The 12,808-nt window shown below is 59.7% G+C and carries 12 protein-coding genes; 5 read left to right on the plus strand and 7 right to left on the minus strand.

Features of this window, described 5'->3' with window-relative positions; genetic code table 11:
- Positions 1 to 42: 42 nt before the first annotated feature.
- Both queF and copI read right to left on the minus strand, forming a co-directional pair.
- Positions 43 to 873, minus strand: a complete 831-nt coding sequence (gene queF / locus H7698_RS02125; protein ID WP_162437397.1) for an NADPH-dependent 7-cyano-7-deazaguanine reductase QueF — start codon at positions 871 to 873, stop codon at positions 43 to 45.
- Between the two features lie 103 nt (positions 874 to 976).
- Positions 977 to 1,504: a copper-resistant cuproprotein CopI gene (copI, locus tag H7698_RS02130; protein WP_194690422.1), complete on the minus strand. Its 528-nt coding sequence runs from the start codon at positions 1,502 to 1,504 to the stop codon at positions 977 to 979.
- Positions 1,505 to 1,659: 155 nt separating this feature from the next.
- Here copI and H7698_RS02135 point away from each other — a divergent pair, with 155 nt between their 5' ends.
- Both H7698_RS02135 and H7698_RS02140 read left to right on the plus strand, forming a co-directional pair.
- A complete protein-coding gene (locus tag H7698_RS02135; protein WP_162437399.1) occupies positions 1,660 to 2,340 on the plus strand; it encodes a heavy metal response regulator transcription factor in 681 nt (226 codons plus the stop codon).
- A complete protein-coding gene (locus tag H7698_RS02140) occupies positions 2,340 to 3,689 on the plus strand; it encodes a heavy metal sensor histidine kinase (protein ID WP_194690423.1) in 1,350 nt (449 codons plus the stop codon). The genes H7698_RS02135 and H7698_RS02140 overlap by 1 nt, the downstream gene beginning before the upstream one ends.
- 77 nt (positions 3,690 to 3,766) lie before the next feature.
- On the opposite strand, the gene H7698_RS02145 is transcribed toward H7698_RS02140, so the two are convergent.
- The 3 genes from H7698_RS02145 to H7698_RS02155 form a co-directional block, all read right to left on the minus strand.
- Positions 3,767 to 5,011, minus strand: coding sequence for a lipoprotein-releasing ABC transporter permease subunit (locus H7698_RS02145; protein ID WP_194690424.1), 1,245 nt, complete (start codon positions 5,009 to 5,011; stop codon positions 3,767 to 3,769).
- Positions 5,012 to 5,077: 66 nt separating this feature from the next.
- Positions 5,078 to 5,761 carry a lipoprotein-releasing ABC transporter ATP-binding protein LolD gene (lolD, locus tag H7698_RS02150; RefSeq protein WP_194690425.1) on the minus strand — a complete coding sequence of 228 codons (684 nt, stop codon included), beginning with the start codon at positions 5,759 to 5,761 and terminating at the stop codon, positions 5,078 to 5,080.
- A 7-nt stretch (positions 5,762 to 5,768) separates the two neighbouring features.
- Positions 5,769 to 7,019 carry a lipoprotein-releasing ABC transporter permease subunit gene (locus tag H7698_RS02155; protein WP_194690426.1) on the minus strand — a complete coding sequence of 417 codons (1,251 nt, stop codon included), beginning with the start codon at positions 7,017 to 7,019 and terminating at the stop codon, positions 5,769 to 5,771.
- A 94-nt stretch (positions 7,020 to 7,113) separates the two neighbouring features.
- Here H7698_RS02155 and H7698_RS02160 point away from each other — a divergent pair, with 94 nt between their 5' ends.
- Both H7698_RS02160 and H7698_RS02165 read left to right on the plus strand, forming a co-directional pair.
- Entirely contained in the window at positions 7,114 to 7,695 is a 582-nt protein-coding gene (locus tag H7698_RS02160) for a PilZ domain-containing protein (protein WP_194690427.1), read from the plus strand.
- Positions 7,696 to 7,709: 14 nt separating this feature from the next.
- Positions 7,710 to 8,432, plus strand: coding sequence for a glycerophosphodiester phosphodiesterase (locus tag H7698_RS02165; protein ID WP_162437405.1), 723 nt, complete (start codon positions 7,710 to 7,712; stop codon positions 8,430 to 8,432).
- A gap of 42 nt (positions 8,433 to 8,474) precedes the next feature.
- Here H7698_RS02165 and sthA read toward each other — a convergent pair whose 3' ends face one another.
- Positions 8,475 to 9,869, minus strand: a complete 1,395-nt coding sequence (sthA, locus tag H7698_RS02170; RefSeq protein ID WP_194690428.1) for a Si-specific NAD(P)(+) transhydrogenase — start codon at positions 9,867 to 9,869, stop codon at positions 8,475 to 8,477.
- A 200-nt stretch (positions 9,870 to 10,069) separates the two neighbouring features.
- On the minus strand, positions 10,070 to 11,020 hold the full coding sequence (locus H7698_RS02175) for an FAD:protein FMN transferase (RefSeq protein WP_194690767.1): 951 nt from the start codon (positions 11,018 to 11,020) through the stop codon (positions 10,070 to 10,072).
- A gap of 435 nt (positions 11,021 to 11,455) precedes the next feature.
- On the opposite strand from H7698_RS02175, the gene H7698_RS02180 reads away from it, so the two are divergent.
- Positions 11,456 to 12,754 carry an MFS transporter gene (locus H7698_RS02180; protein WP_194690429.1) on the plus strand — a complete coding sequence of 433 codons (1,299 nt, stop codon included), beginning with the start codon at positions 11,456 to 11,458 and terminating at the stop codon, positions 12,752 to 12,754.
- The last annotated feature ends 54 nt before the right edge of the window (positions 12,755 to 12,808 follow it).

The following is a 12,808-nucleotide window of genomic DNA, read 5'->3' on the forward strand; positions in this document are numbered from 1 at the left end:
AGCCAAACACAGGCTACGCCAGCTGCTACATAAACAAGATCGTTACTGACGGACCAGACGATGGTTCGGCAGTTGCACCTCTTCAGTGCTGCGATACGGGTTGATGTCCAGCCCGCCGCGTCGTACGTAGCGCGCATACACCGTCAATTTCTCCGGTTTCAGCAGCCGCTGCAGATCAAGGAAGATCCGCTCGACGCACTGCTCATGGAAATCCGAGTGCTGGCGGAAACTCACGATATATTCCAGCAAGCTCGCGTGATCCAGAGCCGCGCCGCGGTATTCCACGGTCACGCTGCCCCAGTCCGGCTGGCTGGTCACCGGGCAGTTGGATTTGAGCAAATGGCTGTGCACGCTCTCTTCCACAATGCGTGAATCGTCACAACGCAACAGCTCCGGACGTGGGTGCTCGTAGTTGCTGACAGTGATATCCAGATCGTCGATGCACACGCCCGGCAATGCCACCACGCCTTCGGCTTCAACGTCTTTCAGGCTGCGGATGCGCACGCCGACCGGTTTGCCGGCAGCGGCGGACAAATCCTTGACCAGCGCAGCTTCGAGGCTCGAAGTATCGGCAAACGGTGTCTGATTCAGCGAATTGAGATACAGCTTGAACGACTTGGATTCGATGATATTCGGCGAATCCGCCGGGATGCTGAACTCGCCGATCGCGACGACGGGCTTACCCGATGGCAGCAACCAGGACAGCTCGAAGCAGTTCCAGAAATCCACACCTTTGTAAGGCAAGGTTTCTGCGGTCAGGCCCAACTCGGCCCATTTCGCGGTGCGCGGAATCGGGAACAGCAGAGAAGGTGTGTACGTGGCGATGTATTCGCTGGATTTGCCCAGCGGCGAGTGTTCGGCTGCGGGATGCATGGCGGAAACCTGACTGAAGAATCAGCCGATTCTAACAGCCTTTGCGCCCGCCTTTGAGTGCTGTTGCAGAGGGTATTCCTTTACTGCCCTTTTCGGCATCGTTTTACTTAGCTGCGTCTACGGTCAACTTGCCGACCATACCCGCCTGGTAATGCCCCGGAATATTGCAGGCAAACTCCAGGTTGGTGGCCTTGCTGAACGTCCAGGTCAACTCGGCGGTTTTGCCGGGCTCCACCAGTACGCTATTGGGGTCATCGTGCTTCATACCATGATCCATTTTGCCCATGGCGCCGTGGTCCATTTTCTTCATGCCTGTCGGCGTCAGCATGCCGCTTTGCTGCATTTGCAGCATTTCCTGCTGATGACGGGCATGCATCGCCGCGTCCCCAAGGTTGAATTCGTGCAGCAGCTGGCCTTTATTCACCAGCACAAAGCGCACCGTTTCCCCTGCCTTAACCTCGATGGCCTTGGGGTCGAACGACATATCGCCCATCACCACTTCAATGCTGCGCGTCGCCCTGGACGCTGGTGCCGGCTGACCGAAATCGTAAGAGTGCGCGGGCGCCGCCCATGCTGGCGTGCTCAGCGCCAACAGGCAGGCGCACAGCAGAAGAGGCTTGTGCAAAAACATAGTCATACTCCAACAAGATAAGGTTCAGCCTGCAGAAGACATTAAACTGCTGTCACTGGCTTGAACCTGACAGCCAGATTACAACTTTGTCAGGTTGGCCAGCATTCACGCTGCCCACGGTATAAAGCATTCGCTCCATTAGCCTCGAGTTATCCATGAAACTGCTGATCGTCGAAGACCAACTGAAAACCGGCCACTACTTGCGCCAGGGCTTGACCGAGGCCGGGTTCAACACCGAACTGGTGGCCGATGGCAGCACTGGTCAGCAGCTGGCATTGAGTGGCGATTACGCCCTGTTGATCCTCGACGTGATGCTGCCCGGTCGCGATGGCTGGCAGATCCTGCAAGCGGTCCGCGGTGCCGGACTGGATACGCCGGTACTGTTTCTGACCGCCCGTGACGCAGTGGAAGACCGGGTTCATGGCCTGGAGCTGGGAGCCGACGACTACCTCGTCAAACCGTTCGCCTTTTCCGAGCTCCTGGCCAGGGTCCGCAGCCTGTTGCGGCGCGGCAGTGCGCCGCCTCAGGACACCAGCCTGCAACTGGCCGACTTGCGCCTCGACCTCATCCGCCGCCGGGTCGAACGCAGCGGTCAGCGCATCGACCTGACAGCCAAGGAATTCGCCTTGCTGGAGATGCTGTTGCGCCGACAGGGCGAAGTGCTGCCCAAGTCATTGATCGCGTCCCAGGTCTGGGACATGAATTTCGACAGCGACACCAACGTTATCGAAGTGGCCATCCGCCGCTTGCGCCTGAAAGTCGACGATGAATTCCCCAACAAATTGATTCATACCGTACGCGGCATGGGTTACGTCCTTGAAGAGCGCCCCGCCTGATGCGTCGATTGTCCTTGAGCAGTCGCCTGGCGCTGTTGTTTGCCGCCTGCACGGCCGTGGTGTCGTTGTTCGCTGGCGTGTTGTTCAACCGTGCCAGCGAGGCGCACTTCATCGAACTTGATCAACAGTTGCTGGAGGGCAAGTTGATTGGCCTGCGCCGGTCGCTGCAGAACATTCAATCCAATACTAGCGAAGTCAAACTGGCAGATGAGTTGAGTCGGCAGGCGGATCTGTATCTGCGGATCACGGGCAGCGACGGTCAGCGCTGGTACGACAGCTCGGCGCGCCTGCCGGAGACACTTGCGCTAACACCAGGCCTGTCGACCCTCAAAGGTGATGGCACGGACTATCGCGTCCTGAACGCGCCACTCTACCCCGACAAACCCGATTCGCCGCAACTGACGCTGTTGCTGGACATCACTCACCACCAGCACTTTCTACAGCGCATGCAGCACTTGATCTGGTTGACTGTCGGACTTTCCGCATTGGCCACTGCGTTGCTCGGCGCCTGGGCGGCGCGTAGCGGGTTGCGGCCATTGCGGCGCATGAGCGCGGTGGCTCGCGGGGTGTCGGCGCAATCGCTCAACGCGCGTTTACCCGAAGAAAACATGCCGCCAGAACTCGCGGAAATGGCCCACCACTTCAACGCCATGCTCGGGCGTCTGGACGACTCCTTTCAGCGACTTTCTGCGTTCTCCGCCGACATTGCCCATGAACTGCGCACGCCGCTGTCGAACCTGCTGACCCACACGCAAGTCACCCTCACCCGCCCACGTCCGATCGAGGACTATCGCGAGGCACTGCACAGCAACCTCGAAGAGCTGCAATGGATGGCGCAACTGGTCAACGACATGCTGTACCTGGCCAAGGCGGACCACGGGTTGTTGATGCCCAGTCGCGAACCGCTGAACCTGGCGGACGAGGTGGATGTGTTGCTGGAATTTTTTGCGCCTTTGGCCGATGACTCCCGCGTGACGGTGAGCCGTGAGGGCACTGCACGCATGGTGGGCGATCGCAGCATGTTGCGGCGCGCGCTTTCCAACCTGCTGGATAACGCGTTGCGGTTCACGCCGGTCGATGGCGAAGTGCGGGTGCGGATCACTGATCAACCGCAAGGGTTGAGCCTGACCATTGAGAACACGGGGGACGAGGTTTCCGAGGCGTTGTTGCCGAGGTTGTTTGATCGTTTCTACCGGGCTGATCCGGCACGCCAGGAAGGCAGCAGTGAGCATGCGGGCTTGGGGCTGGCGATCACCCGTTCGATCATACGTGCCCATGGCGGGCAGATCTGGTGTGAATCGGAGAAGGGCTTGACGCGGTTTGTGATTGAGTTGCCAAGGGGAGATTGAGGCCAGCAGGGCCGGCCTCATCGCGAGCAAGTCGACGGTGCGGCGATTCGACTTGCTCGCGATAGCGGACTGAAGCCTTACGAATACCGCAACGCGTGAGCCGGCTCGATCTTCGCCGCTCGCCAGGCCGGGTAAACCGTGGCCAGAAAGCTCAGGACAAATCCCGCCGAGCAGATCAGCAGCACATCCCCGCCCTGCAGTTCCGAAGGCAAGTTACTGACAAAGTACACATCCGAACTGAAGATGTGCTGACCGCTCACCCGTTCGACCCAGCCCACCAGCTCACTGACGTTCAGCGCCGCAATCACGCCCAACACGCCGCCGATCAAGGTGCCGACGATCCCGATCACCGTGCCCTGCACCATGAAGATGGCCATGATCTGCCGTGGTGTGGCGCCGATGGTACGCAGGATGGCAATGTCCGCGCCTTTGTCGTTCACCACCATGATCAGGGTGGCAATGATGTTGAACGCCGCCACCGCGACGATCATCAGCAACAGCAGACCGATCATGGTTTTTTCCATCTTCATCGCGCTGAACAGACTGCCCTGGGTGTGGGTCCAGTCGTCAGCCCGGTAATCAGCCCCCAAACCGGCGGCGATGTCGCCGGACACTTTCGGCGCGGCATACAGGTCCTTCACCGCCAGACGCACGCTTTGTACCTGATTCGGCTGCCAGTGCTGCATTTGCGCCGCATCGGCCACATGAATCAGTGCCATCGAACCGTCCAGCTCGGCGCCGACCTTGAACACACCGACCACGTTCAGGCGCTGCATCCGTGGGGTAATCCCCCCCGGCGCGGTGCTGACTTCCGGCACGATCAGGGTGATCTTGTCGCCGACGTTCAAGCGGAAACGTCGTGCCGTGATCTCGCCGATCACCACGCCGAACTCACCCGGTTTCAAGGCATCGAGACGGCCCTGGACGATGTGCTGGGCAACGATAGACACCTTGCCTTCCAGCGCCGGGTCGACGCCGCTGACCTGGATCGGCTGCATCGTGCCCTTATAGGACAGCATGCCTTCCATCTCGGTGAACGGCACGGCAGCGGTGACTTCGGGATTTTTCATCGCCGCCGCGGCAACCGGTTGCCAATCATCAATAGGATTGACGCCGACGATGGTCGCATGAGGCACCATGCCGAGGATCCGCGAGCTCATCTCGCGCTGAAATCCGTTCATCACCGACAGCACCACAATCATCGCCAACACGCCGAGGGCGAGGCCGATCATCGAGGTCATCGAGATGAAGGAAACAAAGCGATTGCGACGCTTGGCGCGGGTGTAGCGTGCGCCGATAAAGATCGATAACGGTCTGAACATTCGCTTGGGCACCGTATAAAAATAAAAGACCCGACGCACTGTTCAGTGACGTCGGGCTTGGGCCAGTCAGATGGCGGTCAGGCAACCTTCCTGCAAATGCAGGACGCGATCCATCTGGCGGGCCAGGTTCATGTCGTGAGTCACCACCAGGAACGCCGTGCGCATCGAGGTGCTGAGCTCCAGCATCAAGTCCTGAATGCCCTGGGCAGTGTGGGAGTCGAGGTTGCCGGTCGGCTCGTCGAGCATCACCAGGCCCGGATTGTTCACCAGGGCGCGGGCAATCGCCACGCGCTGGCGTTCGCCACCGGACAGCTCGGACGGTTTGTGCTCCAGGCGATGGCCCAGCCCTACCCGCTCCAGCAACGCCGTCGCACGCTGACGCGCTTCCGGAATCGCCGTCTTGCCGATCAGCAACGGCATGCAGACGTTTTCCAGCGCGGTGAATTCCGGCAGCAAATGGTGAAACTGGTACACGAATCCCAGGGACCGGTTACGCAGCAGACCGCGATTCTTCTCGCTCAGTGCCGACAGCTCTTCGCCGTCCAGCCACACACTGCCCCTGGTCGGCGTGTCGAGGCCGCCCAACAGGTTCAGCAAGGTACTTTTGCCCGAACCCGAAGTGCCGACAATCGCCACACGCTCGCCCGGGTGCAACTCCAGTTGCAGGCCGGCCAGAACCTCCACCGATTCCGGGCCTTCCTCGTAGGACTTGCCCAGGTTGCGGCAGCTCAGGATTGCTTTTTCACTCATGCCCAACTCACTCATAACGTAGCGCCTCCGCAGGCTGGGTGCGCGCGGCACGCCAGGCTGGATACAGGGTGGCGAGGAAACTCAGGACCAACGCGGCGGCGCAGACCATCAACACGTCCTGGCTCTGCACTTGCGACGGCAGGTAATCAATAAAGTACACGTCGGCGTTCAGGAACTTGTGGCCGATCAGCCCTTCGAGGGCCGAAATCGCGGCGCTGACGTTCAGGGCGGCAAAGATCCCGACCACGGCGCCAATCGCTGTGCCGACCACGCCGATGACCGTGCCCTGCACCATGAACGTGCGCATGATCGTGCCCGGCGTAGCACCCAAGGTACGCAGAATCGCAATGTCGCCTTTCTTGTCATTCACCACCATCACCAGCGTGGAAATGATGTTGAACGCCGCAACGGCAACAATCAGCAGCAGCAGCAGGCCGATCATGGCTTTCTCCATGCGGATAGCCTGATACAGATTGCCGTGGGTACGGGTCCAGTCGCGAGCGTAGAAATGGTCCTGGCCCAACTGCTGGGCGATGTTCCACGCGGTGCGCGGAGCCTGGAACAGGTCATCGAACTTGAGGCGGATGCCCTGTACCTGATCCGGTTTCCAGCGGTGCAGCCTGGCCAGATCCTGCAGGTTGGTGACGCCGAGGTAACCGTCAATCTCACCGGCGCCAACGTGGAAAATGCCCACCACGGTGAAGCGTTTCATGCGCGGAAACATCCCGGCAGGGGTGACGGTGACTTCCGGGGCGACGAATGTCAGCTTGTCGCCGATGGCCGCACCGAGCTTGGCCGCAGCCTTGTCACCGATGACAATGCCGAAACTGCCCGGCGTCAGGTCGTCGAGTTTGCCCTGCAGCATGAACTTGTCGATGATCGAGACCTGGCGCTCCAGTGCCGGATCGATGGCATTAAGCAGGACCTTGGAGACTTTGCCGTTATTGGTCAGCAAACCCTGCATTTGAGTAAACGGCGCTACGGCCGTCACCTGCGGGTTCTGTTTGACCTTGGCGGCCAGGCTTTGCCAGTCGTTGATCGGCTCACCGGACTCGATGGTCGCGTGGGGCACCATGCCCAGCACGCGGGTGCGCATCTCATGATCGAAGCCATTCATAACCGACAAAACGACGATCATCACGACTACGCCCAGGGCGAGCCCGATCATCGAGGTCAGGGAAATGAATGACACAAAATGATTGCGACGCTTTGCACGGGTATAACGCGTGCCAATAAATACGAAGAGAGGTCTGAACATGTCGGGGCTTGTTCGGAGGGAAAAGGAACGTCCTTGTGGCGGGGGTCGATAACCAGCTTTACACTCAGACCACCGCCGCTACCATGGGTTCGCCATGTCGACATTAGATGAAGAAGATCGCCGCGAATACTACCGTATCGAGGACATGATCGCACTGGAAATTCGGCCCCTGTCCGCTGCCGAGGCCGCAGGCCAGGAAGTGTTGCAGGATGCTTCTCCACTCTTCAACTTGCTCAGCGAATTGCACCTGAGCGAATTCGAGTCGCAGCACCTGTTGCGCCAGATCAGCGAGCGGGACCGCAACCTCGCGGCGTTCCTGAAATCCCAGAACAAACGCATTGATTTGCTCAGCCAGGTGATCGCGGTCACCGTGCTTGGCCAGATCGGCGAGCCACAACCCGTGATCATCTCCGAAGGTGGCATCGACTTTCAGCACCCTACCCCGATTGCCGCCGGCGCACACCTGTCGATCAAGCTGGTGCTGATGCCTCAAGCACTCGGCCTGTTGCTGCGCGCTCGCGTCACCCATTGTGATCCCAAGGGCGACGGCTACGACATCGGCACCGAATTCCAGATCCCGACCGACGCCCAGCGCCAACTGCTGGCCCGCTACATCTTGCAAAAGCAGGCCCAGGAACGACGTCTGGCCCGCGAACAAAACGAATCAGGCCTCTAATTTAAGGAAGAACCGTGACCCTCATCTACGGCCATCGCGGCGCCAAAGGCGAAGCACCGGAAAACACCCTGACCAGCTTTCAGCAATGCCTCAAGCACGGCGTGCGCCGTTGCGAGCTGGACTTGCACCTGTCCAAGGACGGCGAACTGATGGTCATCCACGACCCGACCCTCAAGCGCACCACCGACCGGCGCGGCAAGGTCGTCGAGCATTCGGCGGCCGAGCTTTCGACCTACGACGCGCGCAAGGGCGGCCCTGGCTGGATCAAGCCATGCCCGATTCCAACGCTGGAAGAACTGTTCGAGAAGTGTGATTTCGAGCACTGGCAACTGGAAGTGAAAAGCGCTTCACGCACCCGCGCAGCAACTACCGTGCTGGCGATTCGCGAAATGGCGCAACGTCACGGCCTGCTCGACAAAGTGACTATCACTTCGAGCTCCCGTGAAGTACTGAAAGCCGCGCTGGACCTGGTACCGGATGTTTCTCGCGGACTGGTGGCCGAATACGCCTGGCTCGACCCATTGAAGGTCGCGCAAAGCTATGGCTGTGAAATTCTGGCGCTGAACTGGACCCTGTGTACGCCGGAACGCCTGCAGAAGGCGCAGCGTCAAGGGCTGCATGTGTCGGTGTGGACAGTCAACGAGCCCGCGCTGATGCGCAGACTCGCCGACTTCGGCGTTGACAGCCTGATTACAGACTTTCCCGGTTTGGCCAGCGCCACGCTCGAGAATTGCTGAAATCGGTCTCCCCGGCCGGCTCAGGCCACCGGCCGGAGCCGCTCAAAAAAGCCGGTTGAGGCCATCGTACGCCGCTACCCGATAGGCTTCGGCCATGGTCGGGTAGTTGAACGTGGTGTTCACAAAATACTTCAGCGTATTCAAGTCACCCGGCTGGCTCATGATCGCCTGACCGATGTGCACGATCTCCGACGCCTGATAACCGAAGCAGTGAACGCCCAGCACTTCCAGCGTCTCGCGATGGAACAGGATCTTCAGCATGCCCTGAGGCTCGCCGGCGATCTGCGCACGCGCCATGCCCTTGAAGAACGCCTTGCCCACTTCGTACGGCACCTTGGCCTGGGTCAGCTCCTGCTCGTTCTTGCCGATCGAGCTGATCTCAGGAATGGTGTAGATGCCGGTCGGCACGTCATTGACGAAACGCCAGCTGTGGTTGTCGACGATGCTGCCAGCGGCCGAACGCCCCTGGTCATGCGCGGCACTGGCCAGGCTTGGCCAGCCGATCACGTCACCGGCGCCGTAGATATTCGGCTTGCAGGTACGGTAGGCCTCATCCACTTCGATCTGGCCACGGCTGTTGACCTTCACGCCGATGTTTTCCAGACCCAACTGGTCGGTATTACCGGTACGGCCGTTGCACCAGAGCAAGGCATCGGCCTTGATCTTCTTGCCGGACTTGAGGTGCAGGATCACGCCGTTGTCCACGCCTTCGACACGGTCGTAGTCTTCGTTGTGGCGAACCGTGATGTTGTTATTGCTGAAGTGGTAGCTCAGGGCCTGGGAAATTTCCGAGTCCAGGAAGCTCAGCAACTGACCGCGGTTGTCCACCAGCTCGACCAGCACACCCAGACCACTGAAGATCGAGGCGTACTCGCAACCGATCACGCCTGCGCCGTAAACGATGAGTTTGCGCGGGGTGTGACCGAGGCTGAGGATGGTGTCGCTATCGTAGATACGCGGGTGGTGGAAATCGATGTCCGCCGGGCGATACGGGCGCGAACCGGTGGCGATGATGATGTGCTTGGCCACCAGCTTTTCGACGACGCCATTGCCGCAGACCACTTCAATGGTTTGCTCGTCGGCAAAACTGCCGGTGCCGAAGAACACGTCGACGCGGTTACGGGCGTAGTAGCCGGTGCGCGAAGCGACTTGCTTGGAGATGACTTTTTCAGCGCTTTTCAGCACGTCCGGGAACGAGAACCAGCGCGGCTCACCAATGGCCCGGAACATCGGGTTGGTGTTGAACTGCATGATCTGCCGGACCGAGTGACGCAGTGCCTTGGACGGGATGGTGCCCAGGTGGGTGCAGTTGCCGCCGACCTGGCGACGGCTATCGACCATTGCCACCTTGCGCCCTGCTTTGGCGGCGTTCATTGCCGCGCCTTCTCCTGCCGGGCCAGAACCCAGCACCACCACGTCGTAGTTGTAGACAGCCATGCGTACTCCTCAGAACAGGCCGCGGCGCCATCGGCACCTGCGGCTAAATCACGCCGATCTGCGGCGTGAAGGAACAATTTGGGGTCAATGCAAAACCCGGACACAGTCTATAGAAGCGTCAACGCCGCGCACATTAACCCTTGGTCGCGTCGTAGGCTACTTTTGCCTGCACTACAACGCCAGTTTTCAATGCTCGCGACTCAGTGATCACTCGGTTTTCCAGTGCTCAACCGCTCGAAAGCCTGATTGGTTCGTGTGACGAAACCGCTGTCGGTGCGAATCACAAAAAATGCGCCGATGTCGTGTTTTTCGGCGTAGTCCCACCCGCGCACGGGTCCGAGAATCAGCAGCAGCGTCGATAAGCCATCGGCCATCATGGCCGAAGGATCAATCACCGTGACGGACGCCAGGGTGTGGGATACCGGCGCGCCAGTACGAGCATCGAAGGTGTGGGAATACCGCTTGCCGTCCTTCTCGAAATAATGACGGTAGTCGCCTGAGGTGGACACGCCATACCCGTCGATATTGATTATTCGCTGGGCGACTCGCTGATCGTCGCGGGGCTCCTCCAGCGCGATACGCCAGGGTGAGCCATCGAGTTTCCTGCCCGCTGCCTTCAGCTCCCCGGTGGCTTCGGCGAGGTAATTGTGGATGCCCATCGCCTCAAGCTTTGCGGCGATCCGGTCAACGGCGTAACCGGCGGCGATGCTGTTGAAGTCGACTTCGACCGCAGCGTCCTTGCACAGTTGATCACGCTCGATGCGCAGGTGTTGGTAGCCGATTCGCTGGCGTACTTGCGCCAGCGCTTGGGCGTCGGGGACCTTTTCCTCACGCGCCTGGGGGCCGAAACCCCAGAGATTGAGCAGCGGCTCCACCGTCAAGTCGTAGGAACCTTCGCTTTGTTCAGACAGTTGTTCACCGACGCGGATCAACTTGAGGACCGGCGCAGGCATGTGCTGACAGCGGTTGGCGGGCAGATCGTTGAAGCGTTCGATGTCGGAATCACTGCGGTAGGTGGACATCTGCTGATCGACTTCAGCGAGGATTTTCTCGACCTGGACCTGCACGTCTGCCGAAGAAGGAAGACCGGCCTGGCGCAGGTATTTGATCGAATACGTACTGCCCATGGTCGGGCCGCTGAAGCTTTCCATGGAATCGCCGTTGCCGCAGCCGGACAACACTATGATCAGGCTCAAAAGTCCGCACTGCTGCCATTTCGACAATTGAAGCTCCCTCTGACACACCACTGAAGCCAGCCATTATGCGATAGAAACTGTTGGAGTGAGCCTGCTCGCGAAGCGGCGTGTCAGCCGACATCGATATCAACTGAACGACCGCTATCGCGAGCAGGCTCACTCCCACACTGGATCTAAGTCGTTGCTGATTATTTATTCACTGAAGTCCGCAATTCATGCCGCGTAATGGCAATAACGTTTAAGCAGCAAGCTAACTAGTTGTTGCCTAACGATTTCTATACACATATCGTTACAAAACTGTTCGCCCAAGGAGCCTGGCTTCCTGAAAGCGCCGAGGACGCCTCTAGAACAAGGATTTCCAACCAGCCAGCCAATAGTGAGTACGTACAAATGTCCTCGAATACGGGCAAAGGCAAGGCGATTTTTCGCGTTGTCAGCGGCAACTTCCTCGAGATGTTCGACTTCATGGTCTATGGCTTTTACGCCACGGCCATCGCCAAAACCTTCTTCCCCGCCGACAGCGCTTTCGCTTCGCTGATGTTGTCCCTCGCCACCTTCGGCGCCGGTTTCCTGATGCGTCCGCTGGGCGCCATTTTCCTGGGTGCCTACATCGACCGTCATGGCCGTCGTAAAGGTTTGATCATCACACTGGCCATGATGGCGGCCGGCACGGTGCTGATCGCCTGCGTGCCGGGATACGCCACATTAGGGGTGGCGGCGCCGCTGCTCGTGCTGTTCGGACGCCTGCTGCAAGGTTTCTCCGCCGGTGTTGAGCTCGGCGGCGTGTCGGTTTACCTCGCCGAGATTTCCACGCCGGGGCGTAAAGGTTTCTTTGTCAGCTGGCAGTCCGCCAGCCAGCAAGCGGCCGTGGTCTTTGCCGGATTGCTGGGGGTGGGCTTGAACCACTGGCTCAGCCCGGAAGAAATGGGTGACTGGGGCTGGCGCGTGCCGTTCCTGATCGGTTGCATGATCGTGCCGGTGATCTTCGTGATCCGCCGTTCGCTGGAAGAAACACCCGAGTTCCAGACGCGCAAACACCGCCCTACCCTGCAGGAAATCATCCGCTCGATCGGTCAGAACTTCGGCATTGTCATCGCCGGCATGGCGCTGGTGGTGATGACCACCGTGTCGTTCTACCTGATCACGGCCTACACGCCGACCTTCGGCAAAGCCGAACTGCATTTGTCGGACCTGGACGCATTGCTGGTGACGGTGTGCATTGGCCTGTCGAATTTCTTCTGGTTGCCGGTGATGGGGGCTGTGTCGGACAGGGTCGGGCGAAAACCCTTACTCCTGGCGGCGACGATTCTCGCGATTTTCACTGCGTACCCTGCCCTGTCGTGGCTGGTGGCAAACCCGAGCTTCAGTCATTTGCTGATCGTCGAGTTGTGGCTGTCTTTCCTGTACGGCTCGTACAACGGCGCGATGGTCGTGGCGCTGACCGAGATCATGCCGGTGGAAGTTCGTACGACCGGTTTCTCTTTGGCCTACAGCCTGGCCACCGCGACCTTCGGTGGTTTCACTCCGGCGGCCTGCACGTACCTGATTCATGTACTGGATAACAAGGCGGCGCCGGGGATCTGGCTCACGGGCGCGGCGGTGATGGGACTGATCGCGACGCTGGTGCTGTTCCGGGGTAACCGGCACGAACTGCGGACGGCGCAGGCGGCGGTGGTTGGCGGCGCCTGACCAATCGCCATCGTCGGAATGCCGCCCAGACCAGGCTTGCTCCCACAGGTTCGT

Source organism: Pseudomonas sp. p50(2008), from assembly GCF_015351605.1.
GTDB lineage: Bacteria > Pseudomonadota > Gammaproteobacteria > Pseudomonadales > Pseudomonadaceae > Aquipseudomonas.

Bases quoted from the DNA above. Each gene is read 5' to 3' on its own strand.
- H7698_RS02155 (WP_194690426.1), bottom strand. From the start codon at position 7,019: ATGTTCAGACCTCTCTTCGTATTTATTGGCACGCGTTATACCCGTGCA.
- queF (WP_162437397.1), bottom strand. From the start codon at position 873: ATGCATCCCGCAGCCGAACACTCGCCGCTGGGCAAATCCAGCGAATAC.
- H7698_RS02175 (WP_194690767.1), bottom strand. From the start codon at position 11,020: ATGGAAAGCTTCAGCGGCCCGACCATGGGCAGTACGTATTCGATCAAA.
- H7698_RS02140 (WP_194690423.1), top strand. From the start codon at position 2,340: ATGCGTCGATTGTCCTTGAGCAGTCGCCTGGCGCTGTTGTTTGCCGCC.
- H7698_RS02180 (WP_194690429.1), top strand. From the start codon at position 11,456: ATGTCCTCGAATACGGGCAAAGGCAAGGCGATTTTTCGCGTTGTCAGC.
- H7698_RS02145 (WP_194690424.1), bottom strand. From the start codon at position 5,011: ATGTTCAGACCGTTATCGATCTTTATCGGCGCACGCTACACCCGCGCC.
- copI (WP_194690422.1), bottom strand. From the start codon at position 1,504: ATGTTTTTGCACAAGCCTCTTCTGCTGTGCGCCTGCCTGTTGGCGCTG.
- H7698_RS02160 (WP_194690427.1), top strand. From the start codon at position 7,114: ATGTCGACATTAGATGAAGAAGATCGCCGCGAATACTACCGTATCGAG.
- H7698_RS02135 (WP_162437399.1), top strand. From the start codon at position 1,660: ATGAAACTGCTGATCGTCGAAGACCAACTGAAAACCGGCCACTACTTG.
- lolD (WP_194690425.1), bottom strand. From the start codon at position 5,761: ATGAGTGAAAAAGCAATCCTGAGCTGCCGCAACCTGGGCAAGTCCTAC.
- sthA (WP_194690428.1), bottom strand. From the start codon at position 9,869: ATGGCTGTCTACAACTACGACGTGGTGGTGCTGGGTTCTGGCCCGGCA.